The organism is Streptomyces boluensis, from assembly GCF_009908195.1.
Classification (GTDB): domain Bacteria; phylum Actinomycetota; class Actinomycetes; order Streptomycetales; family Streptomycetaceae; genus Streptomyces; species Streptomyces boluensis.
Genome location: NZ_JAAAHS010000096.1, coordinates 1 through 22,276, shown reverse-complemented (window position 1 = coordinate 22,276; position 22,276 = coordinate 1). Strand labels below are relative to the sequence as shown.

Below are 22,276 nucleotides of genomic sequence, written 5' to 3'. Positions count from 1 at the left end.
ACCCCACCCCCACCGTGCCCACGGCGCCGCCGTCCACGGTGCAGCGGCCGCCGATCATCGGCCGGGCCGCGTGGGGTGCCGACGAGTCGAAGGTGGAGGACCCGGCCGAGTACATCGACAAGATCCAGGCGGTCTTCGTCCACCACACGGTCGGCGCGAACAACTACAGCTGCGCCGAGTCCGGTTCGCTGGTGCGCGGCATCATGACGTACCACGTGGACGTCGAGGGCTGGAACGACCTGGGCTACAACTTCCTGGTCGACAAGTGCGGCCAGATCTTCGAGGGCCGTGGCGGCGGCGCCGACCTCCCGGTGAAGGGCGCGCACACCTACGGCTACAACTCGTACTCGACGGGCATCGCCTTCCTCGGCGACTTCGAGGGCACCGCGACCAGCCCGGCGGGCCGCCCCACCCGCGCCGCGCTCGAATCGGCGTCCCGCGTCGCGGCCTGGAAGCTCGGCCAGTACGGCGGTGACCCGAACGGCAAGGTCACGCTCCAGCAGATCCTCACCAAGTCCGACGGCACCGAATACAACGGCGTACTCAAGGAGTTCAATGTCGTCTCCGGGCACAAGGACGGCTTCGCCACCGTGTGCCCCGGCAAGAACCTGTACCCGAAGCTCACCGAGATCCGCCGGTACGCGGCGAGCGCGGGCCGCGACTCCGCCGTACCGACCGCCGACCTGAACCGTGACGGCATCGCCGACCTGGTCGCGGGCACGCCCCGCGCGTCCGGCGGCGTCGGCACCCTGACCGTCGTCCCCGGCGGCCTCGAAGGACCGGTGGCGAGCGCGAAGAAGACCGTCACGCAGTCCGGCCCCGGCGTCCCCGGAGCCTCCGAGTCCGGCGACAACTTCGGTGCCGCCACGGCCTGGGGCGACATCAACGGCGACGGCTACGCGGACCTCGCGATCGGCGCGCCCGGCGAGGACGACACCAGCGGCCACGCCGACCGCGGCGCGGTGACGGTCCTGTACGGCCCCGGCCTGGACACCGGCACGTCCTTCACCACCGACGAGGGCGACCCGGCGACCGGCGCGAAGTTCGGCTCGGCCGTCACGGTCGGCGACTTCAACGCCGACGGGAAGGCCGACGTGTTCGCGGCCGCCACCGGCACCGGCGGCACCTGGCAGTCCCGTACCGGCGAGGCCTCCGGCACCGGCGGCGACCTCACCTCGGCCGCGGGCGCGCTCACGTACGCGGCGGCCGCCTCCGGGGACTTCAACCGGGACGGGTACGCGGACGTGGCGCTCAACTACCGCGACCAGTCCGGCGTCGGACGGGTCGTCTGGTTCAAGGGCGGCCGCTCCGGCCTGTCGAAGGTCGGCGCCCTCTCCGTGCAGGGCGGCCGCTCCGTCGCGGCCGGCGACTTCAACGGGAACGGCTACGACGACCTGGTCATCGGCCAGCCGTACACCGCCGAGTCCGGCGCGTACGCGGGCGGTCAGCTCACCACGGTCCCCGGCTCCGGCACCGGCCTCACCACGACCGGTTCGCGCACGGTCCACCAGGACACGAGCGGCGTACCCGGCGCGGCCGAGGCGGGCGACGCGCTCGGCTGGTCGGTCGCGGCGGGCGACGTGAACGCCGACGGGTACACGGACGTCCTCGCGGGCGCGCCCAACGAGGACGTCACGCGCGACGCCACGGCCCGCAAGGACGCGGGCACGAGCCTGCTCCTGCTCGGCACGTCGACGGGGATCTCCGGCACCGGCACGGTCGCGTTCACGCAGGACACCACGGGCATCACCGGCGCGACGGAGGCGGGCGACCGGCTCGGTTCCGCCGTCGTCCTGCACGACCTGTCCGGCTACGGCCGCGCCGACCTCGCCATCGGCGTGGACGGCGAGGACGCGGGCAACGGCACGGTCCTGCAACTGGACAGCGGCAGCAAGGGCGTGTCCACGACGACCGGGGTGTACTACGGCGCGCCGCAACTCGGCACACCCGCCGGCGCCCACCTCGGCGAGTCGCTCACCCCGAGCAACTGACCACTCGCCTCAGCCTGTTGATCCGAACACCTCGTCCAGCTTCCTGAGCTGGGCATCGTAGAGATCCTGCGGCAGCTCGGTCCGGTCCGGGTCGCTCAGGTGCAGCGCGAGGAACAGCGCGAGCACGTTCCCGTGCCGTACGGCGGTCATCCGCAACGGCATGCGCTGCCCCTGGGCCTCACCGGTCATGGTCCAGGCGACGGCCTCGTCCCCACCGGACGGGGCCGTCACCTTTTCCACCGAGGTGTACGAGACGGTGGCGCCGCCGTTGTTCCCGCTGGTCGAGAACCCGTCGGCGCACGCCTTCAACGCCGTGCGCACCCCGGCCACGGTCACGGCGGCGCCGTCGTCCGCGTACGAGAACAGACTGGCCGTCACCGCGAGCCCCGGCTCGGTCACGGAACCGTACGAACGGCTGGCCCAGGCCTGCGCGGCCGGGGTGCGGGTGACCCCCGAGCCGGTCAGGTCGGCGAGCGCCCGGCACGCGCTCCGGTCGGCCTTCGGGCGGACGGCCGGCTGGTCGTTGTCCTCCAGGCGGTAGCCGCGTACGTCGGACTTGCCGGCCAGCGCGGAGCTGAGCCGGGCCTCGGACGGGACGGGCGTGGCCCGTTCGGCGTGCGGCGTGCCACCGCCGGTCCTCGGGGACGGTTCACCGGAACACCCGGCGACGGAGGCGAGGACCAGGGCGGCTACGACGGCGCTCACGGCACGTCGCGTACGTATCGACTTCACCTCCGTACAGCGCCGGACGTGCCCGGCCCGTCACACGGGCGTCAACCCCGCGCCAGGGGTGTGGATTCGGAGAACTCCGTGCGACGCGTCTGTGAGGGTTCCGGGGACCTGCCCCTCAGCGGGTAATGATCTGCGGCTCCGGGGCGCAGTAGCCCTACGTGACTGCACCGCAAGCAACGGCCGCCGCCAAGCCCGTGAAGCCCGCCCGCTGGGCCGCCGACACCGTCTCCATGCTCCGCGAGGGCGCCCGCCTCCGCCTCGACCACTCCCCACAGAGCCTGTGGAGCGTGGACCGGGTCATAGCCGACCTGCGCCGCGAACACCCGCCGTACGAGGCGGTCGCGCACGCGCTGCGCGGATTCGGCGCGTACGCGGGTGAGGTGCTGGTCCGGCAACTGGGTGCGAACTGGGAGGAGTTGGACGGCGCGCATGTGCTGCGCACCCCCGACGGACAGCTCTGGGACCCCATCGGCGAGGCCCGCCACACCTTCGAGGCGGACGGCTCGCTGCGCCTTTTGTGCCGGGACGCGATGGGGAGTTGAGGGGGCGCACACGCCGGGGAACAGGTGTCCCATCTCGACGGCGACCGTGTCATCACCTCGTAACCGCGCTTCCCCCGGGCTCGGCGGGTCGGTCAGGATGAAGATCGACCACCGCACCGAACCAGGGGGAACCACCATGCTCCGCACGCACCGCCGCAAGGCCGTACTCGCCGCCGTCGCCCTCGTGGCGAGCACCACGCTGCTGACCGCCTGTCAGGACGGCGGCGCGACCGGCAAGAAGTCGGACGGGGCGGCCTCCTCCGCGCAGGAGAAGGACAAGGCGGGCGGCGACGACTCGAACACGAAGGCGGGCGGCGGCAAGGGCGTCAGCGGCACCTGGTTCGGCAACGTCTCCTACCTGGCGCCCGGCAAGTACACGGTCAGCGACCAGAAGGGCACCGAACAGGCCTTCTTCACCTCGACCGAGACCGACATCCAGGGCGCCGGCGAGATCTGCGGCGACGCCGAGGGCCAGGCCGCCACCCCGTGCACCGAGGAACAGCTCGAAGCCGCCTCCAAGAACGGCGTCTCCGCCGAGGTCAAGATCGAGGACGGCATCGCGGTCAGCATCGTCGAGGACCACGCCAGCGAGGGCGGCGGCACCGACGAGGAGGGTGACGTCACCGGAGGCAAGAAGGGCGTCAGCGGCACCTGGTTCGGCAACGTCTCCTACCTCGCCCCCGGCAAGTACACGGTCAGCGACCAGAAGGGCACCGAGCAGGCCTTCTTCACCTCGACCGAGACCGACATCCAGGGCGCCGGCGAGATCTGCGGCGACGCCGAGGGCCAGGCCGCCACCCCGTGCACCGAGGAACAGCTCGAAGCCGCCTCCAAGAAGGGCGTCTCCGCCGAGGTCAAGATCGAGGACGGCATCGCGGTCAGCGTCGTCGAGGACCACTGATCCACGGCCGCAGGCGGTCTAACCCCGGACGCGAGCCCGTCGTGACACCACGGCCCGGACGATCCGCCGCCCCTCGGTCGACACGTCCAGGGCCTGGCGGAGTCCGCCGCCCGGGGTGGCGAGGAGTTCCAGTACGCGGACCTGGCGGCGGTGTTCGCCCGCCGTGAGCGGGCCGTCCGTACCGTCGTCCGCCCCGTCGAGGAGGCGGTGGACCTGGAGGGCGGCGGCCGAGCAGCCGTCGGCCCAGACGCGGACGTCGGACGGCAGCCGGTCGGGGGCGGCCGCCAGCATCCGCCGCGCCAGGGCGGCCCCCTCGTCGTCCGGCACGGTCTCGAACGCGGCGCGGACCCGGTCGAGTTCGGCGCCCCAGTCGCCACCCTCCAGGCTCGCCCAGAGCGGGCGCAGCACCTCGTCGTCCGCGCCGCCGAGCAGCGGCAGACACCGGTCGAGACAGGCCAGGGCACTCGCGGCCAGGCCGCGTTCATCGGCCTGCGCGATCAGTTCCACCAGGCTCATCAGGTTGCCTTCCGTTGCGGACGCTGCACTTCCTGTTACTGCGTACCGCTGGCCGAAAACGTCACCCCTGTGGCCGAATCGTCACCGCCGAAAAGCCGCTGAGCACCCCGGACCTGCTCGCCGGACACCCCGACCCTCACTGCCGAGGCAGCCCAAGCCGTTCAAGGAACCGGAAGAACAGCAGCTCCGCCGACGGCTCCGCGGGCGCCCGCAACACGCTGACCAGGTCGTTCACCGCCGCGGGCGTACGCCCCGCCTCCTCGGCCCAGGCCGCCGCGCGCTCGGCGGCGTCCTGCGGGGGCAGGAACAGGTCGTCCGGTTCCTTGCCGTCCGCGGCGAGGAACCCGGCCATCGCGTCCCGCGCCAGACAGGCGTTCCACGCGCCGCTCACCGGACCCGCCGCCTCCACGGCCACACACGCGCTGTCCATCACGAACCCGAAAAGCGCGGGCGCCCCCGAGTCCTCGGCGAGCTTGGCCATCGACCCAACGTCGGGCACGCCGGTCTCCCAGATCTGCCAGCCGTCGGCCCGCCGCTCATGCAGCGCGAGACCGTCCCGTACCCCGCTCAGCGCGTCGAGCTCGGCCAGCGGCCGGCTGCCGTGCCCCACGACGTAGTACCCCCAGAAGCCCATGTCCGCTTCCCCCCTCGCCCCTGCCGGACGGCACTCGGCTCTGGGTGAATCCAACACATACGCAGGGGAGTTCGCCACCGAAAGCCCCCGAAAACCCCGACGGCCGGCCCGTGCGGGCCGCGCGGCCCGCACGGGCCCGCGGATCAGCCCAGCTTCCGCGCCAACTGCTCGAACTCGCCCCAGGAAAGCGTCGGCTTCCGCTCGTCCCACACCTTCTGGGAGAACGCCCACAGCGGCATCCGGATCCCGTTCGCCACCTGTTCCTGGGTCTGCGACTGCGACAGGTCGCACCAGACCGCGAACGTGGCGCCCACGATCTGCTTGTTGTACTTCTCCGCGACCGGCGTCGTGCCGCGCAGCACCAGCGGCGTCCACTGCTCGTAGATCCGCTTCCCGGTCGGGTACACGAACGTATTGGGCTCGCCGAGCACGTAGTACAGGTACTCGTCGTTGAGGTTCGCCACCTTGCGGCCCGCGCTCAGGTACTCCACCGGCTCCCGGGCGCCGATCTCCTTGCCCGTCCAGTACTCGACCTCGATGTCATCGGCCGCCTCGACCGTGCCGCCGCGGAAGAACCCGTCGTTCCAGGCCTTCAGCTTCTTGCCGGTCGGACGGACCGTGTCCGCCCGGTCGTTGAGCCAGCCCGTCGCCAGATCCTGCACCTTGGCGGCGCCGCCGTACTTCCGCTGCGCGGCCTGGACCAGCTGCGGATACGAGGCCTCCGGGTTCGACACCGTCAGCGCCCGGTACTCATCGGCGCCCAGATGCCAGTACGCGCCGGGGAACAGCTCCGCGTACTCCTCCAGGAGCTCGTCGACGATCTTCGCGGCGGCCGGCTTCGAGATGTCCACCGCACCCCGCGCGGGCACCCCGCTCACATCCCGCAACTGCAGGTCCGGGTGGGCGGCGATGACCGCGCCCAGATGTCCCGGCGAGTCGATCTCGGGGATCACCGTGATGTGCAGATCGGACGCGAGCTTCACGATCCGCCGCACCTCGGCCTTGGTCAGATGGTCCTGGGACACCACCTCGGGGTGCTCGTCGGACTCGATCCGGAAGGCCTGGTCGTCGGAGAAGTGCAGACCGAGCTGGTTGTACTTGAGGTCGGCGAGCTCCCGCACCCGCTCCTCGATCCACTCCGCCGAGAAGTGCTTGCGCGCGATGTCCAGCATGAACCCGCGCTGCGGCTTGGCCGGTCCGTCCCGTACGACCCCCTCGGGCGCGGTGCCGTCGCCGCTGGTGAGCTGCTTGAGCGTGCGCGTGCCGTAGAAGACCCCCGCGTCACCGGTCGCGGAGATCCGCACCCGCTCGTCGCTGACGTCAAGGGTGTACGACTCCGCGCCCGCCTCGCCCGAGCCGAGCGCCAGCTCGACATCGCCGGGCCCGGCCTTCTTGCCCTCCGCGTACGTCAGTTGCAGCTCACCGGCGAGCAGCCGCCCCTCGTCGGCCAGGTCGTCCGCGTCGTCAGCGGAGACGACGACGCGCCCGTCGGGCCCCGGACGCCAGCCGGGGCCGCGGGCCGCCTTGTGCTCGGACACCGCCGGGATCGTCTGCGGCGCCTTCGACACCGGGTACGTGGGGCTTGGGCTCGGCTCGGCCGGGGCCGCGGGCGGGCTGTTGTCCGCCCGGCCGGTGCCCTCGCCGCCCGAGCCGCCGCCGGGCCAGAGGACCACGGTGAGGACGACGGCACCGGCCGCCGCGACCCCGCCGGCGGCTAGCGCGGCGTTGGTCGCCCGCCCGCGCGGGGCGGGCCCGCGCCCGCGCCGCCCGGTCACCGGGCCACTCCGCGGCCGGCACAGCTGGGACCAGCGTCAAAGTCGTTCATCCGCATCACGTGAAGCAACCTCCCATGCGGTGTGAGGACCGGGTCGGCTTTCGGCCCCGCCGTCCACGCCGCGTCCTGAAACTCTTCCGTACGGGTGAAATTCGCGCATCCGTCGGACAGCTCCCGCCACGCGTAGATAACGTGACGCCACTTCCCCTGCCTGTCCCCCGGCCATCCGGCAGTTCCCGCTGTCCGTACGCCGTCCGTCCGCTGTCGTCCCGCAGTCCCGTCAGGAGCGCACGCTGCACACGCCTTGGCCCACACGCGCCGAGCACCCCACCGGGCACAGTCCGATACCGGTTCAGGGTCGCGGCACCGGCCCTTCGTCCACGGTGCACCGAGGCATCCAGGTCTTCAACCGCACCCCGGCCGACACCGCCAGGTCCTGGCTGCTCGACTGCTGCGTCAGCCACATCTGGGCCGAGCGGCTGGTCGCGCACCGGCCGTTCCCCGACACCGACGCCCTGCTCGCCGCCGCCGACGAGGCGAGCTACGACCTTCTCCCCGCCCAGCGCGCCGCCGCCCTCGCCGCCGAACGGCCGCACGGCCCGCACCCCGCCGGGGTCCCGGCCGCCGCGCTCACCGCGCTCGGCGCCGCGCACGCCGCGTACGAGAGCCGCTTCGGCCGGGTCTTCGTGATCTGCCTCGACGACCACCGTCCGGACGAACACCTCGACCAGACCCTCGCGGGCCTGCGCGGCCGCCTCGGCAACGACCCGGACGAGGAGCGCGTGGTCGCTGCCGACGAGCTGCGCCGGGTCGCGCGCGGGCGACTCGCCCGGCTTGTCGCACGCATCGGGGCCGAGGAGCCGGACGAGACCCCGCAGGGCCCGGGGAAAGCGGAGAATTCGCGGGAATTTCCGGATTCCGGCCCCACCGATAGCCCGTACGTGCCTGTTTGATCACACCTGTGGACCCCGCGCGGGCGTACCGACAGTTGGTCGATACGATGACGGACGGCCGGTGGACCGTACCCGGCCGGGCCTGACCGACACTGAAGCCGGCCGGCCCCAATCCCCGCTCCCGGAGGGTTCTTCCGTGCCGGCTGGAACGCTGTACCGCGGCCGGGAAGGAATGTGGTCCTGGGTGGCTCATCGAGTCACCGGCGTCCTCATCTTCTTCTTCCTGTTCGTACACGTCCTCGACACCGCTCTCGTCCGTGTCTCCCCCGAGGCGTACGACGAAGTCGTGGCCACCTACAAGACGCCCCTGGTCGCACTCCTTGAGTACGGCCTGGTCGCAGCCATCCTGTTCCACGCGCTGAACGGTCTGCGGGTGATCGCCGTCGACTTCTGGTCGAAGGGCGCCCGCTACCAGAAGCAGATGCTGTGGAGCGTCATGGCTGTCTGGTTCGTGCTGATGGTCGGGGCTCTGTACCCGGTCCTCGGCCACGCCGTACGCGAAGTCTTCGGGAGCTGAGGCACATGTCCGCTGACACGACTGCTGCCACCGGCGCCACCGACGACGTGACGCTCTACGACGTGGACAACCCGGCGCCGCTCATCGAGGCGCCCCGCAAGCGCACCAAGAAAACGCCGAAGGCGACCCGCGGCAACTTCGAGATGTACGGCTGGCTGTTCATGCGCCTGTCCGGCATCGTCCTGGTCGTCCTGGTCCTGGGCCACCTGCTGATCCAGCTGGTACTCGACGGGGGCGTCTCCAAGATCGGCTTCGCCTTCGTGGCGGGCCGCTGGGCCTCGCCGTGGTGGCAGGCCTGGGACCTGGTGATGCTGTGGCTGGCGATGCTGCACGGCGCCAACGGCCTGCGCACGATCATCAACGACTACGCGGAACGGGACAACACCCGCTTCTGGCTCAAGATGCTGCTGTACACCGCCACGGTGTTCACCGTCCTTCTGGGCACGCTGGTGATCTTCACCTTCGACCCGAACATCCGCTAGGCCCCGGGGCTGAGGTAACCACCATGAAGATCCACAAGTACGACACCGTCATCGTCGGCGCCGGTGGTGCCGGCATGCGCGCCGCGATCGAGGCGACGAAGCGCAGCCGTACCGCCGTCCTCACGAAGCTCTACCCCACCCGCTCCCACACGGGCGCGGCGCAGGGCGGCATGGCCGCCGCGCTCGCCAACGTGGAGGAGGACAACTGGGAGTGGCACACCTTCGACACGATCAAGGGCGGCGACTACCTGGTCGACCAGGACGCCGCCGAGATCCTCGCGAAGGAGGCCATCGACGCGGTCCTCGACCTGGAGAAGATGGGCCTGCCGTTCGGCCGTACGGAGAACGGCACCATCGACCAGCGCCGTTTCGGCGGGCACTCCCGCAACCACGGTGAGGCCCCGGTCCGCCGCGCCTGCTACTCCGGCGACCGTACCGGCCACATGATCCTCCAGACGCTGTACCAGAACTGCATCAAGGAGGGCGTGGAGTTCTTCAACGAGTTCTACGTCCTGGACCAGCTCATCGTCGAGGTCGACGGAGTGAAGCACTCCGCGGGCGTCGTCGCGTACGAGCTGGCCACCGGCGAGATCCACATCTTCCAGGCGAAGTCGGTCATCTACGCCTCCGGCGGCACCGGCAAGTTCTTCAAGGTGACCTCCAACGCGCACACCCTCACCGGTGACGGCCAGGCGGCCTGCTACCGGCGTGGACTGCCGCTGGAGGACATGGAGTTCTTCCAGTTCCACCCGACCGGCATCTGGCGCATGGGCATCCTTCTCACGGAGGGCGCCCGTGGTGAGGGCGGCATCCTCCGTAACAAGGACGGCGAGCGCTTCATGGAGAAGTACGCGCCGGTCATGAAGGACCTCGCGTCCCGTGACGTCGTCTCGCGCTCCATCTACACCGAGATCCGCGAGGGCCGTGGCTGCGGTCCCGAGGGCGACCACGTCTTCCTCGACCTGACGCACCTGCCGCCGGAGCAGCTCGACGCCAAGCTCCCGGACATCACCGAGTTCGCGCGTACGTACCTCGGTATCGAGCCCTACACGGACCCGATCCCGATCCAGCCGACCGCGCACTACGCCATGGGCGGCATCCCGACCAACGTCGAGGGTGAGGTCCTCTCGGACAACACCACCGTCGTGCCGGGCCTGTACGCCGCCGGTGAGGTCGCCTGCGTGTCGGTGCACGGCGCCAACCGCCTGGGCACCAACTCGCTGCTCGACATCAACGTCTTCGGCCGCCGTTCCGGCATCGCCGCCGCCGAGTACTCCGCGAAGGCCGAGTACGTCGAGCTCCCGGAGAACCCGGCCGAGCTGGTCCTGGAGCAGGTCGAGCGGCTGCGCAACTCCACCGGCAACGAGCGTGTGGCGGAGCTGCGCAAGGAGCTGCAGGAGACGATGGACGCCAACGTCATGGTGTTCCGTACCGAGCAGACCATCAAGACGGCGGTCGAGAAGATCGGCGAGCTGCGCGCGCGCTACAAGAACGTGTCCATCCAGGACAAGGGCAAGCGGTTCAACACCGACCTCCTGGAGGCCATCGAGCTGGGCAACCTGCTCGACCTGGCCGAGGTCATGGCCGTGTCCGCGCTCGCCCGCAAGGAGTCCCGCGGCGGTCACTACCGCGAGGACTTCCCGAACCGCGACGACGTCAACTTCATGCGCCACACCATGGCGTACCGCGAGGTCACCGGCGAGGGCGAAAAGGCCAAGGACTCGATCCGGCTCGACTACAAGCCGGTCGTCACGACCCGCTACCAGCCGATGGAGCGTAAGTACTGATGGCAACTCCCGTAATGGACAAGGTCGAAGCCGCGGCCGCAGCCTCGCCGTACATCACGGCGACGTTCCGGATCCGCCGCTTCAACCCGGAGATCTCCGACGAGTCGACCTGGGAAGACTTCCAGGTGGAGATCGACCCGAAGGAGCGCGTCCTCGACGCCCTCCACAAGATCAAGTGGGAGCTGGACGGGTCGCTGACCTTCCGCCGCTCCTGCGCGCACGGCATCTGTGGCTCCGACGCGATGCGGATCAACGGCAAGAACAGGCTCGCCTGCAAGACGCTGATCAAGGACATCAACCCGGAGAAGCCCATCACGGTCGAGGCCATCAAGGGCCTGACGGTCCTGAAGGACCTGGTCGTGGACATGGAGCCGTTCTTCCAGGCGTACCGCGACGTCATGCCGTTCCTCGTCACCGAGGGCAACGAGCCGACGCGTGAGCGGCTGCAGTCCCCCGAGGACCGCGAGCGCTTCGACGACACCACCAAGTGCATCCTGTGCGCCGCGTGCACGTCCTCGTGCCCGGTGTTCTGGAACGACGGGCAGTACTTCGGCCCGGCGGCGATCGTCAACGCGCACCGCTTCATCTTCGACTCGCGTGACGAGGCGGGCGAGCAGCGCCTGGAGATCCTCAACGACCGTGACGGTGTGTGGCGTTGCCGCACGACGTTCAACTGCACGGACGCCTGCCCGCGTGGCATCGAGGTCACCAAGGCGATCCAGGAAGTCAAGCGCGCCCTGATCACGCGCCGCTTCTGAGGTTCCCCGTACGCCACGCGCGTACGGCGAAGGGCCCCGTCCCCCCAGTGGGGGGCGGGGCCCTTCCGCGTCTCTGCGTCTCCGCGTCTCTGCGTCCTGCCGGGCTTTCACCTGACGCGCCCTTAATCTGCCGCTATGTCACTTACGTTGCTCGGTTTCGACAACATCCTGCTGCCCGTCGGCGACCTGGGCGAGGCCGTGGACTTCTACGAGCGGGTCGGCTTCCCGCTCTCCTTCCGGCTCGACGAGGCGGGCATCGCCCTGCTCAAGGTCGGCGACGAGACACCCGGCGTGCTGCTCCGCCAGGAGGACGGCCTGCTGCCCCGTACGCCGGGCCCCTGGACGCCGCGGCTCTGGCTGGAGGTGCCGGACGCCCGCGCGGCCCGCCGCGGCCTGGAGGCGGCCGGTGTGACGCCCGATCCGCCGCTCTCCGTCTCGACCGGCTGGACCGTCGAACTCGCCGATCCCTGGGGCAATGTCATCGGCTTCACGGACTACCTGAAGCGCCCTTCCCTCGCCCGGAAGCAGCCCGTCGGCACCCCCGCCACCACTCCCGCTTGAACGTGTTCAAAAAGAGGTCTACAGTCTGCGCCAAGAGCTTTTGAACGCGTTCAAGGAACGCTTCGAGAAGGGGCGGGACCATGGACCTCACAGTCCTCGCATACGTCGTCTACCTGGCCGTCAGCATCGGCCTCACCGTCTGGGTGGCACGCACCCTGAGCCGGAACGGACGGATATTCCTCGCCGACGTCCTGCACGGCAACGAGAAGCTGGCGGAGGCCGTCAACCACCTCCTGGTCGTCGGCTTCTACCTGGTGAACCTCGGCTTCGTCGCCCTCTACCTGAGCGCCGACGACGAGATCGCCACCGCCCGCCAGATCTTCGAGGCGCTGTCGGTGAAGCTGGGCGTCGTCCTGCTGGTCCTCGGCGTGATGCACCTCGGCAACGTCTGGGTGCTCAACAAGATCCGGCGGCGCGGCCTGATGGAGCGCGAGCAGCTCCCGCCCGTACCGCCGCAGGGCCTGGCCGGGCAGCAGGGCGCCTGGGCCAAGCCGGCCGGGGCCTGAGGCGATGAGCACCACCCGGGGCGCAGCCGTCGCCGCGGACCGGGACCCCGCACGGGTCCCGGTCCGCCGGCTCACCGTCCTGTACGACGCGGACTGCCCGCTCTGCACCCACGTACGCCACTGGCTCGCCCGGCAACGGCAGTTGGTGCCGCTCGACCTGGTGCCCGCGCTCTCCGACGAGGCCCGGCGGCGGTTCCCCGGGCTCGACCACAACGGCACCCTCGACGAGATCACCGTCGTCGCGGACGGCGGCCAGGTCTACCGCGGGCCCGCCGCCTGGGTCGTCTGCCTGTGGGCCCTGGCCGAGCACCGGCCGCTCGCACACCGGCTCGCCACCCCGACGGGGGCCCGGGTCGCCCGCAGCGCGGCGCTCGCCGCCGCCAAGTGGCGCGGGGCGCAGCGGGGGCGGGCCGCGGTCGGCTGGAGCGGCGGGGTCTACCACGGCGCGGACGGCTGGGTGTACGACCCGCAGCGGGGCTGGAGCCGCACCACGCCCTCCTGCGCCGACGACGGCTGCGCCACTCGTTAGGCTCTGACACCGTGCCAGCGACGAACGACGAACCAGACGGGACACCCGGCCAGGACGACGGCCGGCGGTCTCCCGCGAAGAGCGAGCAGACCCGCACCCTGATCCTGGAGACGGCCATGCGCCTGTTCCAGGAGCGGGGCTACGACAAGACGACTATGCGGGCCATCGCCAAGGAGGCAGGTGTCTCCGTCGGCAACGCGTACTACTACTTCGCCGGCAAGGAACACCTCATCCAGGGCTTCTACGACCGGATCGCCGCCGAGCACCAGGCGGCGGTCCGGCCGGTCCTGGACCAGGAGACCGACCTCGAGGCACGCCTCGCGGGCGTGCTGCGCTGCTGGCTCGACATCGCCGCGCCGTACCACGAGTTCGCGGCCCAGTTCTTCAAGAACGCCGCCGACCCGGACTCGCCGCTCAGCCCCTTCTCCGCCGAGTCGGAGCACGCCCGCGAGGCCGCGATCAGCGTGCACCGCGAGGTGCTGAGCGGCTCCAAGTCGAAGGTGCCCGAGGAACTCCGGGAGATCCTGCCGGAGTTGATGTGGCTCTCCCAGATGGGCCTCGTCCTGTACTGGGTCTTCGACCGCTCCCCCGACCGCGCCCGCAGCTACCGCCTCGCCGTCCGCGGCGCCCGCCTCACCACCCGCGGCGTCGCCCTCGCCCGCTTCCGGGTGCTGCGCCCGCTCGTCCGCGAGGTGCACGAACTGTTCACGGACTTCCTGCCGGGGATGACCCGTACGGAGCCGGGCGGCGCGAAGCCGGACGGGGAGCCGGACCCGGCTTAGGGGGTGGGCTGGGGCTCGGCCGGGTGGTCGGCGGAGCCCACCAGGACCCACACCGTCTTGCCGTGCGGGCCGCGCCGCCACACCCCCCAGGCGTTCGCCACCGACTCGACCAGGAGCAGCCCGCGGCCGTGGTCGGCGTCCCCGAGGCCCAGCAACAGGCCGGGGGCGGCGCGCAGTTCGGGTCCCGTGTCGGACTCGTCGGAGACCTCGAGGAAGCACGTGCCGTCGGCCAGTACGGTCGCGGCCACCTCGAACTCCCGCTCCGTCAGCGGGCCATGGCGTACGAGCAGGGTCGCGAGCTCCGATACGAGCAGCTCCGCGTCGGCCACGGCCCGGCCGCCCACCCGGTGGCCCCAGGCCGTCAGATGGGCGCGCACCCGCAGCCGGGCGAGCCCCACGGACGCCGGGTGCCGGGGCAACCGGAAAGCGTCCCGTCTGAGCACGACCCACCTCCCGGACTCCGCCGAACTCGCCCCGTACGCACACGGGTTCCGCACGCCGATGCTGCGGCGTGGCGACGCGTGATGCCAGAGGGGAAGGCGTCAAGACAGTGACTGACCGGAAACAGCCGGTCGGTCCTGCGGGGCTCAGGCCTGCCGCGAGGCCAGCGTCACCACGGTGATGTCGGAGGGCGCGCCCACCCGCACCGGCGGGCCCCAGGCGCCCGCGCCCCGGGTGACGTACAGCTGGGTGTCGCCGTACCGCTCCAGGCCCGCGAGGGTCGGGTTGGCGAGGTCCGCGATGATGTTGCCGGGCCAGAACTGGCCGCCGTGGGTGTGGCCGGACAGCTGGAGGTCGACGCCGTGCCGGACCGCGTCGTGGATCATGACCGGCTGGTGGGCCAGGAGCACCGAGGCACGGGCCCGGTCGCGGTCGCCGAGGGCCAGGTCGTAGTCGGGGCCCTGGTCGAAGTTCTCGCCCGCGATGTCGTTGACGCCCGCGAGGTCGAAGCCTCCGATCTCGACACGGGCGTTCTCCAGCGGCCGCAGCCCCAACTCCCGTACGTGGTCGACCCACTGCTCGGCCCCGGAGAAGTACTCGTGGTTGCCGGTGACGAAGTACGAGCCGTGCCGGGCGCGCAGCTGGGCGAGGGGTTCGGCGGCGGGGCCCAGGTTCTCGACGCTGCCGTCGACGAGGTCGCCGACCACCGCGATCAGGTCGGGCTGTGTGGAGTTGATGGTGTCGACGATGCGCTGGGTGTGCGCGCGGCCGAGGATCGGGCCGAGGTGGATGTCGCTGACCACGGCGATCCGGAAGCCGTGCGCGGACCGCGGCAGCTTGGCCAGCGGCACGGTGACGTTCTTGACGCGGGGCCCGCTGAGCACGTTGTGCGCCCCGTACCCGACGGTGCCCAGGGCCGCGGCGGCCGCGGCTCCGGCGACGACGCGCGAGACGAAGAGGCGGCGGGAGGGGTCAGCGGGTTCCGTGCACGGTTCGGGGGCAGCCGGTTCGGTGGTGGCCCGTTCGGGGACCGTGGGCGGCTTGGCGTCGGCCCCTATCAGTACGGGTTCGGGCTCGGGCTCGACCGTCGCCGCTGCCACCGTCGGCTCCGGCTCGGGCGTGGCCGCGCGCCGCTCCAGGACCCGGCGCAGCACCGGCCGTACGAACTCGCCGGCCACCAGGGCGAGCGTCAGATAGATGGAGACCGCCATCCACAGATAGCCGGGCCAGGCCAGCACCTGCTGCAGCCAGAACGGCGCACCGGCCCGGCCGCTCACGAAGGCGCCCACCATCAGCACCGGACCCGCGATGTACAGCGCGGTGCCGATCCGCCGGGCGATGCCGCGGCGCGCGGTGGTGTCACGGACGACGCGTCGCCAGCCGTAGTACTGCATGCCCACGACCAGACAGGCCAGGGCGATGAACAGGGCGCTCACGGCGTCCGCTCCCTATGAGTTTCGGCGCAGTGCTCGCACCCCGCGCAACCCGATGACGCCGACGACCGTCCCCAGAACGAAGGACACCACCGCGAGCGTCAGATGAACCCAGAAGTATCCCGTCGGATCGCCGGCGTCGTCGAACGCGAGCCCGCTTCCGTCCTTCCAGAGATTGCGGATGAAAGTGGACCAGATGACCCAGGACCAGACGCCGAAGACGAGCAGGAACCAGGAGACCGGGCGGCTGAGCTTCATACCCCAAGTATCCCGGCTCCCCCATCCGCACCACGGCCGGGGTGGATCGAGTGATGATCCGAAGACACAGCCGATCGAGCTGCGCACACCTCGGCGAATCCCCTGTACGTTCCTCACCGTGCCTGCCTTGACTGCATCTCTTAAGAGAATGACCGCTGTTGCGGTCGCTTCTGCCGCACTTCTGACCACTTCTGCCACCGCGCCCGCGTTCGCGGACGACAAGCCGGGCAAGCCGAAGCAGCCGAAGCCGCCCGCCGGTATGTCGACGGTCGGCGGCGCGCGGCTCGGCCAGCCCGGTACGCAGGTCAATCTCGATCGCGGTGCGCCGGTTCTGCCCAAGAAGGTGTCCGGCCGCTCCTGGATCGTCACGGACGCCGAGTCCGGCGAGGTGCTCGCCGCGCACAACGCGCACTGGCGGCTGCCGCCCGCGAGCACCATGAAGATGCTCTTCGCGGACACGGTCCTGCCGAAGTTCCCCAAGGAGCAGCAGCACTTGGTGAAGGACACCGAGCTGCTCGATGTCGGCGCGGGCAGCAGCCTGGTCGGCGTCAAGGAGGACCACAACTACTCGGTGCACGACCTGTGGCTCGGCGTCTTCCTGCGCTCCGGCAACGACGCGGTGCACGTCCTGTCGCACATGAACGGCGGCATCGACAAGACCGTCGACGACATGCAGAAGCACGCCGAGGAGCTGCAGGCCCTCGACACGAACGTGGTGAGCCCGGACGGGTACGACGCCAAGGGCCAGGTCTCCTCCGCGTACGACCTGACTCTGTTCGCCCGCTCCGGCATGCAGAAGAAGGACTTCCGGGAGTACGCGGCCACGGCCACCGCCAAGTTCCCCGGCGAGGGCAGCGGCAAGAACCGGGACTCCTTCGACATCCAGAACACCAACCGGCTGCTGACCGGCGCCGACGGCGTCACCCCGTACGACGGCATCGCGGGGGTGAAGAACGGCTCGACGACGAACGCCGGGACCACGTTCACCGGGGTCGCCGAGCGCGGCGGCAAGGTGCTTCTGGTCACCGTGATGAACCCGGACTCGGACGAGCACATGGCCGTCTACAAGGAGACCGCCCGGCTGCTCGACTGGGGCTTCGCCGCCGACGGCAAGGTCGCGCCGGTGGGTGAGCTGGTCGCCCCGGTCGGCACGGACAAGGGCAACAGCTCCGCGAAGGGCGCGCCCGCGCCCGCGAAGAGCAAGGCCGCCGCGGCGAAGCAGCGGGCGGCCGCCGAGGAGGAGTCGAGCGGTATCGGGATCGCGCTCGCGGTGACCGGGGCGGTGCTCGCGCTGATCGGTGCCGGGGTGTTCCTGGTCAACCGGCGTTGGCCGCTGCCGGAGTTGGTGCGGCGGCTGCCGCGGCGCTGAGTCCTCAAGGGGTTGTGTCCGGCGGCGTCGACTCCGGCGCCGCCGATCGCCCTTCGGGCTCGTCCTCAATCGCCGGACGGGCTGAGTTTCGCCCCGTAGCCGTCCACGCCGCGCAGAAAAGCAGCAGCTTCGCGGTGAAGTTGATCCACAGCATCAGGGCGACCGGGGTGCCGAAGGCGCCGTACATCGACTTGCCCGCCACGCCCTTCATGTAGCCGCCGAGCAGCGCCTTGAGGAGCTCGAAGCCGACGGCGCCGATCAGCGCGGCGACGATCAGGCGGCGGCGCGGCGGGTGCACTCCGGGCAGCAGCGTCAGGACGTACAGCAGGATCAGGAAGTCCGCGAGGACGGCGAGGGTGAAGACCGCGGCGGACAGCAGCGGGCCGATCCAGCTCTTGTCGTCGAGGTCGAGGGCCTCGGTGATCCGGGACACGGCGGTGTTGCCGACCGCCGAGGCGACCAGGGACGTGAGGCCGACGGCGCCGAGGCCGACGAGGATGCCCGCGTCCTTGAGCTTGCGCAGGAAGGCGTTCTCGTCCTCGTCGTCCTTGTCCCACACCGCGCGCAGGCAGTCCCGCATCGAGCCGACCCAGCCGATGCCGGTGACGAGCAGCAGCGCACCGGCGACCAGGCCGACGGTGGCCGCGTTGGCCACGAGCGAGTCGAGGTCCAACTGCTCGGAGATGCCCGGGACTTGCTCGCTGAGCTTGTCCTGGAGTTCCGCCTGCCGGCCCTTGCTGAGGGTCGCGGCGGCCACGGCGGCGGCGACGGTCAGGAGCGGGAAGAGGGCCAGGAAGCTGAGGAAGGTCATCGCCGCGGCGAGGCGCGACCAGTGGACCCGGTCCAGCGTCTCGTAGCTGCGCCAGGCATGAGTGGTCATCAGGCGGGTGACGAGCGGCCCGATGACGGGGAGATTTTTCAGCCAGTCCATGATCTCTGTCTGCCCTCCGAGCGGAAGACCAAAGTACGGGTGCCCCAGAAGCGGAGCACTGTGGCGAGTGCCATACCGATCCCGGCCCCGGAGATCGTGTCGGCGCGCTGCGAGGTGAGGCCGAGGCCGTAGTGCGAGCAGGCGAGGCAGAGGAGCTGGACGAGGGCGCCCGCGAGGTTCACCGCGAAGAAGACCGCGTACTGGCGGAGCCGGGAGCCCTCGGCGGCGCGGTGCCGGTAGGTGCCGAGGGCGTTGCCCGCGTACGCGACGGTGCAGCCGGCGACGAAACCGGCGGCCTTCGCGGTCAGCGGGTCCCAGCCGGCCGGGCCGCGCAGGAAGACGAAGAGGGCCAGGTCGGCGGCGTAGGCGCAGATGCCGGAGAGGGCGAAGCCGAGCAGTTCCTGGCGCCGTGCGCTCACAGGTCGGCGACCGCGAGGCCGTACAGCGCGAGCCAGACGAGGCCGATCAGGGCGAGCGGGCGGTCCTTGAGGACGACGTCCTCGGGCTCGCCCGCGGTGCCCCGGTCGGCGAAGACCGCGTACCGAAGGACCGCGAGGATGAAGGCCACCATCGACAGCTGCCGCCAGGGCAGCAGTCCGGCGTCGGCGACCCCGCCGGACTCCATCGCCCACAGGCAGTACGCGAGGACGGCGACGCCCGCGGCGAGCTGCCAGACGAAGCGGAGGTAGCCGGCGGTGTACTCGGTGAGCAACGCGCGCGTGGCGCCGGTGCTCCGGCCGTCGACGGCGGCCACGGTGACGGATTCGGAGTAGCGCTTCGCGGAGACCATGAACAGCGCGCCGAAGCCGGTGGTGATCAGGAACCAGCGGGACAGCGGGATGCCGAGGGCGACGCCGCCGATCATCGCGCGCATCAGGAAGCCGGTGGTGACGACGACGAGGTCGACGACGAGTACGTGCTTGAGGCTGACGCAGTACGCGAGTTGCATGCCGACGTACGCGGCGAGCAGGGCCGAGGTCATCGGCGTGCAGAGGAACGCGGCGGCGAGCGGCGCGAGTACGGCGAGCGCTCCGCCCACCGCGTACGCGACGGACACCGGGACCTGCCCGGCGGCGACGGGGCGGCGGCACTTGGTGGGGTGGGCGCGGTCGGCCTCGACGTCGCGGGCGTCGTTGATCAGGTAGACGGCGGCCGCGGCGGCGGTGAACAGGGCGAAGACCAGGGCCAGTTGGACGGCGGTGGCGCGGGAGAACAGCTCGCCCGCGGCGGCCGGGGCGGCGACCACGAGGACGTTCTTGACCCACTGGCGCGGGCGGGCGGTCTTCAGGAGCCCGAGCGGCAGACCGGCCGGACCGGGCCTGCCCCGGGCCGGCCGCGGGCAGCGCTGCTCGACGAGTGCGGTGCGCTCAGCCACGGCTGCCTCCGCGGGCGGCCGGGGCGAGACCTCCACGGGCGGCCCAGGCGGAGCCGGCGCGGGCGGTGAGCGCGCCGAGGGCGGCGCCCGCGGCCACGTCGCTCGGGTAGTGCACGCCCACGACCAGGCGGGACACACACATCGCGGCGGCGAGCGGCGGGACGAGCCGGGCCCCGGCGGGCCGCAGCGCGCCGTAGGCGACGGCCGCGGCGGCGGCGGAGGTGGCGTGCGAGCTGGGGAAGGAGTGCCGCCCCGCGGTACGGACGAGGGGCGCGGCGTCCGGGCGCGGGCGGCGCACCAGGCGCTTGACTCCCATGCTGGTCAGGTGCGCGGTCGCCGTGAGCGCGGTGGCGCGCAGCCAGGCGCCGCGCCGTTCCCGGTCGAGGGCGGCGCCGGTGAGCCCAGCGGCGAGCCAGAGCGCGCCGTGCTCGCCGGTGAACGACAGGGCGCGGGCCGCGGCCGCCACCCGCCGGTCGCTGCCGCAGTCGCGTAGCGCGGTGAGCAGTCTGCGGTCCAGGTCGTGCACCAGGGCCTCCCAAGCGTGTGCCGTATCTCCCGTTTTGCCGCAAATAACTCTTCTGTCAAATAAGCCAAGAATTACGGCAATACGGGATGACACTCGCTCAATCACCCGTTCCGGGCACGCCAAAGGGCCCGCTCAGCGAACGGGCCCCGGGGAAATGTGGCTCAGGCGGTGGGGAGCGAGCCGCTCGGTGTGCGGGAGTCCCGCGGCTCACCCTGCGCGGGCACCGTCGCCGAGCCGAAGGCGAACTCGCGCAGCTTGCGCCAGATACCGTCCGCGCCCTGTTCGTACAGCGCGAAGCCGGTGCAGGACCACTCGGCGGCGTACCCGCTCAGCTCGGCGAACGCGCGGTCCATGGCCGCCTCGTCGATGCCGTGCGCCACCGTCACATGCGGGTGGTACGGGAACTGCAGCTCGCGCGCGACCGGCCCCGAGGCGTCCCGCACCTGCTTCTGCAGCCAGGTGCAGGCCTCGGCGCCCTCGGCGACCTGGACGAACACCACGGGCGACAGCGGGCGGAATGTGCCGGTGCCCGCGAGCCGCATCGGGAAGGGCCGCCCGGCGGCCGCGACCTCTTCGAGGTGCGCCTCGATGGCGGGCAGCCGCTCCGCTTCGGCCTCGGTCGGCGGGAGCAGCGTGACGTGGGTGGGAATGCCGTGCGCCGCGGCGTCGCCGAAGCCCGCGCGCCGCTCCTGGAGCTGGCTGCCGTGAGGCTCCGGGACCGCGATCGAAACGCCGAGCGTTACGGTCCCCACGTCGTTCTCCTCCGTCATGTGACCGGCAGGGGCTGCCAGTGTGTCGGTCGCGCCGCCCACCCCGCCAGGGTCCTTGGGTAGGTGGTCCGGGTGCGGGCGGCGCCTGTCGGCTCTGGCCTGATCGGGCGTGGCCAGGCCGGTTCGGTTCAGTGCTTCGCCGGGACGAAGCCGACCCTGTCGTACGTGGTGGCCAGCGTCTCCGCCGCCACCGAACGGGCCTTCTCCGCGCCCTTGGCCAGGATCGAGTCCAGCGTCTCCGGGTCGTCGAGGTACGCCTGCGTACGCTCACGGAACGGGGTCACGAAGTCGACCATGACCTCGGCGAGGTCTGTCTTCAGCGCACCGTAGCCCTTGCCGACGTACTTCTCCTGCAGTTCCGGAATTCCCGTTCCGGTCAGGGTGGAGTAGATCGTCAGGAGGTTCGAGACGCCCGGCTTGGCCTGCGGGTCGAAGCGGATCTCGGTCTCCGTGTCGGTGACCGCGCTCTTGACCTTCTTGGCCGTGGCCTTGGGCTCGTCGAGCAGGTTGATGAGGCCCTTCGGCGTGGACGCCGACTTGCTCATCTTGATCGACGGGTCCTGAAGGTCGTAGATCTTCGCCGTCTCCTTCAGGATGTGCGGCTTCGGCACCGTGAACGTCTCGCCGAAGCGGCCGTTGAAGCGCTCCGCGAGGTCACGGGTCAGCTCGATGTGCTGGCGCTGGTCCTCGCCTACCGGGACCTCGTTCGCCTGGTACAGCAGGATGTCCGCGACCTGCAGGATCGGGTACGTGAACAGGCCCACCGAGGCCCGGTCCGCGCCCTGCTTGGCCGACTTGTCCTTGAACTGCGTCATCCGCGAGGCCTCACCGAAGCCCGCGAGGCAGTTCATCACCCAGGCCAGCTGAGCGTGCTCGGGCACGTGGCTCTGCACGAAGAGGGTGCAGCGCTCCGGGTCGAGCCCGGCGGCGAGCAGCTGGGCCGCGGCGAGCCGGGTGTTGGCACGGAGCTCCGCCGGGTCCTGCGGGATCGTGATGGCGTGCAGGTCGACGACCATGTAGTAGGCGTCGTGCGTTTCCTGCAGGGAGACCCACTGGCGGACGGCGCCGAGGTAGTTGCCGAGGTGGAACGAGCCTGCGGTGGGCTGGATTCCGGAGAGCACGCGAGGACGGTTGGCCATGCGGCCCATTGTCTCAGGTGCGGAGGGCCGTCCGGCGCCGGGTGGGTGTTGTTTCCCCCACCCCGCCCC

General features: G+C 71.1%; 26 protein-coding genes. 13 read left to right on the top strand and 13 right to left on the bottom strand.

Annotated elements, in window-relative coordinates:
* On the top strand, positions 1-1,991 hold a 1,991-nt coding region (locus tag GUY60_RS14940; RefSeq protein WP_161697871.1), incomplete at its 5' end, for an FG-GAP-like repeat-containing protein.
* Between the two features lie 9 nt (positions 1,992-2,000).
* On the opposite strand, the gene GUY60_RS14935 is transcribed toward GUY60_RS14940, so the two are convergent.
* Positions 2,001-2,696 (bottom strand): hypothetical protein, encoded by a 696-nt coding sequence (locus tag GUY60_RS14935; RefSeq protein WP_161697870.1) that lies wholly within the window; start codon positions 2,694-2,696, stop codon positions 2,001-2,003.
* A 185-nt stretch (positions 2,697-2,881) separates the two neighbouring features.
* On the opposite strand from GUY60_RS14935, the gene GUY60_RS14930 reads away from it, so the two are divergent.
* Positions 2,882-3,265, top strand: coding sequence for a hypothetical protein (locus GUY60_RS14930; protein ID WP_187370020.1), 384 nt, complete (start codon positions 2,882-2,884; stop codon positions 3,263-3,265).
* A gap of 136 nt (positions 3,266-3,401) precedes the next feature.
* Complete coding sequence (locus tag GUY60_RS14925; RefSeq protein WP_161697868.1) at positions 3,402-4,166, top strand: hypothetical protein; 765 nt, start codon at positions 3,402-3,404, stop codon at positions 4,164-4,166.
* An 18-nt stretch (positions 4,167-4,184) separates the two neighbouring features.
* On the opposite strand, the gene GUY60_RS14920 is transcribed toward GUY60_RS14925, so the two are convergent.
* The 3 genes from GUY60_RS14920 to GUY60_RS14910 all read right to left on the bottom strand — a co-directional run bounded on the left by GUY60_RS14920 (position 4,185) and on the right by GUY60_RS14910 (position 7,091).
* Positions 4,185-4,682, bottom strand: a complete 498-nt coding sequence (locus GUY60_RS14920; RefSeq protein WP_161697866.1) for a hypothetical protein — start codon at positions 4,680-4,682, stop codon at positions 4,185-4,187.
* A gap of 136 nt (positions 4,683-4,818) precedes the next feature.
* Entirely contained in the window at positions 4,819-5,316 is a 498-nt protein-coding gene (locus GUY60_RS14915) for a hypothetical protein (protein ID WP_161697864.1), read from the bottom strand.
* A 143-nt stretch (positions 5,317-5,459) separates the two neighbouring features.
* Entirely contained in the window at positions 5,460-7,091 is a 1,632-nt protein-coding gene (locus tag GUY60_RS14910) for a beta-N-acetylhexosaminidase (protein ID WP_161697862.1), read from the bottom strand.
* A 382-nt stretch (positions 7,092-7,473) separates the two neighbouring features.
* On the opposite strand from GUY60_RS14910, the gene GUY60_RS14905 reads away from it, so the two are divergent.
* The 9 genes from GUY60_RS14905 to GUY60_RS14865 all read left to right on the top strand — a co-directional run bounded on the left by GUY60_RS14905 (position 7,474) and on the right by GUY60_RS14865 (position 13,965).
* On the top strand, positions 7,474-8,043 hold the full coding sequence (locus tag GUY60_RS14905) for a 2-oxo-4-hydroxy-4-carboxy-5-ureidoimidazoline decarboxylase (RefSeq protein ID WP_312866313.1): 570 nt from the start codon (positions 7,474-7,476) through the stop codon (positions 8,041-8,043).
* Between the two features lie 136 nt (positions 8,044-8,179).
* Positions 8,180-8,560, top strand: a complete 381-nt coding sequence (sdhC, locus tag GUY60_RS14900; protein WP_161697860.1) for a succinate dehydrogenase, cytochrome b556 subunit — start codon at positions 8,180-8,182, stop codon at positions 8,558-8,560.
* A 5-nt stretch (positions 8,561-8,565) separates the two neighbouring features.
* Complete coding sequence (locus GUY60_RS14895) at positions 8,566-9,042, top strand: succinate dehydrogenase hydrophobic membrane anchor subunit (protein WP_161697858.1); 477 nt, start codon at positions 8,566-8,568, stop codon at positions 9,040-9,042.
* Positions 9,043-9,065: 23 nt separating this feature from the next.
* The gene (sdhA, locus tag GUY60_RS14890) at positions 9,066-10,829 is read left to right on the top strand and encodes a succinate dehydrogenase flavoprotein subunit (protein WP_161697856.1); all 1,764 of its coding nucleotides are present in this window, start codon (positions 9,066-9,068) and stop codon (positions 10,827-10,829) included.
* Complete coding sequence (locus GUY60_RS14885; protein WP_161697854.1) at positions 10,829-11,587, top strand: succinate dehydrogenase iron-sulfur subunit; 759 nt, start codon at positions 10,829-10,831, stop codon at positions 11,585-11,587. The genes sdhA and GUY60_RS14885 overlap by 1 nt, the downstream gene beginning before the upstream one ends.
* A gap of 135 nt (positions 11,588-11,722) precedes the next feature.
* A complete protein-coding gene (locus GUY60_RS14880; protein WP_161697852.1) occupies positions 11,723-12,148 on the top strand; it encodes a VOC family protein in 426 nt (141 codons plus the stop codon).
* A gap of 80 nt (positions 12,149-12,228) precedes the next feature.
* A complete protein-coding gene (locus GUY60_RS14875) occupies positions 12,229-12,654 on the top strand; it encodes a hypothetical protein (RefSeq protein WP_161697850.1) in 426 nt (141 codons plus the stop codon).
* A 4-nt stretch (positions 12,655-12,658) separates the two neighbouring features.
* Positions 12,659-13,183, top strand: coding sequence for a thiol-disulfide oxidoreductase DCC family protein (locus tag GUY60_RS14870; RefSeq protein ID WP_161697848.1), 525 nt, complete (start codon positions 12,659-12,661; stop codon positions 13,181-13,183).
* An 11-nt stretch (positions 13,184-13,194) separates the two neighbouring features.
* On the top strand, positions 13,195-13,965 hold the full coding sequence (locus GUY60_RS14865) for a TetR/AcrR family transcriptional regulator (protein WP_312866312.1): 771 nt from the start codon (positions 13,195-13,197) through the stop codon (positions 13,963-13,965).
* On the opposite strand, the gene GUY60_RS14860 is transcribed toward GUY60_RS14865, so the two are convergent.
* From GUY60_RS14860 to GUY60_RS14850, 3 genes are all read right to left on the bottom strand, one after another.
* Complete coding sequence (locus GUY60_RS14860) at positions 13,962-14,408, bottom strand: ATP-binding protein (RefSeq protein WP_161697846.1); 447 nt, start codon at positions 14,406-14,408, stop codon at positions 13,962-13,964. The genes GUY60_RS14865 and GUY60_RS14860 overlap by 4 nt on opposite strands.
* 144 nt (positions 14,409-14,552) lie before the next feature.
* Positions 14,553-15,842 (bottom strand): metallophosphoesterase, encoded by a 1,290-nt coding sequence (locus GUY60_RS14855; protein ID WP_312866311.1) that lies wholly within the window; start codon positions 15,840-15,842, stop codon positions 14,553-14,555.
* A 12-nt stretch (positions 15,843-15,854) separates the two neighbouring features.
* Positions 15,855-16,097, bottom strand: coding sequence for an SCO4848 family membrane protein (locus GUY60_RS14850; protein ID WP_161697844.1), 243 nt, complete (start codon positions 16,095-16,097; stop codon positions 15,855-15,857).
* A gap of 148 nt (positions 16,098-16,245) precedes the next feature.
* Here GUY60_RS14850 and GUY60_RS14845 point away from each other — a divergent pair, with 148 nt between their 5' ends.
* Positions 16,246-17,466, top strand: a complete 1,221-nt coding sequence (locus GUY60_RS14845) for a D-alanyl-D-alanine carboxypeptidase family protein (protein ID WP_246235006.1) — start codon at positions 16,246-16,248, stop codon at positions 17,464-17,466.
* Positions 17,467-17,470: 4 nt separating this feature from the next.
* On the opposite strand, the gene GUY60_RS14840 is transcribed toward GUY60_RS14845, so the two are convergent.
* The 6 genes from GUY60_RS14840 to trpS all read right to left on the bottom strand — a co-directional run bounded on the left by GUY60_RS14840 (position 17,471) and on the right by trpS (position 22,216).
* Complete coding sequence (locus GUY60_RS14840; RefSeq protein WP_161697840.1) at positions 17,471-18,397, bottom strand: YihY/virulence factor BrkB family protein; 927 nt, start codon at positions 18,395-18,397, stop codon at positions 17,471-17,473.
* A complete protein-coding gene (locus tag GUY60_RS14835; protein WP_312866310.1) occupies positions 18,385-18,816 on the bottom strand; it encodes a GtrA family protein in 432 nt (143 codons plus the stop codon). The genes GUY60_RS14840 and GUY60_RS14835 overlap by 13 nt, the downstream gene beginning before the upstream one ends.
* On the bottom strand, positions 18,813-19,772 hold the full coding sequence (locus GUY60_RS14830; RefSeq protein WP_161697838.1) for a decaprenyl-phosphate phosphoribosyltransferase: 960 nt from the start codon (positions 19,770-19,772) through the stop codon (positions 18,813-18,815). Before GUY60_RS14830 ends, GUY60_RS14835 begins: the two co-directional genes overlap by 4 nt.
* Entirely contained in the window at positions 19,765-20,298 is a 534-nt protein-coding gene (locus GUY60_RS14825; RefSeq protein WP_161697836.1) for a phosphatase PAP2 family protein, read from the bottom strand. The genes GUY60_RS14830 and GUY60_RS14825 overlap by 8 nt, the downstream gene beginning before the upstream one ends.
* Positions 20,299-20,459: 161 nt before the next feature.
* The gene (locus tag GUY60_RS14820; RefSeq protein WP_161697834.1) at positions 20,460-21,050 is read right to left on the bottom strand and encodes a 2'-5' RNA ligase family protein; all 591 of its coding nucleotides are present in this window, start codon (positions 21,048-21,050) and stop codon (positions 20,460-20,462) included.
* 146 nt (positions 21,051-21,196) lie between these two features.
* A complete protein-coding gene (gene trpS, locus GUY60_RS14815) occupies positions 21,197-22,216 on the bottom strand; it encodes a tryptophan--tRNA ligase (protein WP_161697832.1) in 1,020 nt (339 codons plus the stop codon).
* Between the last annotated feature and the right edge of the window lie 60 nt (positions 22,217-22,276).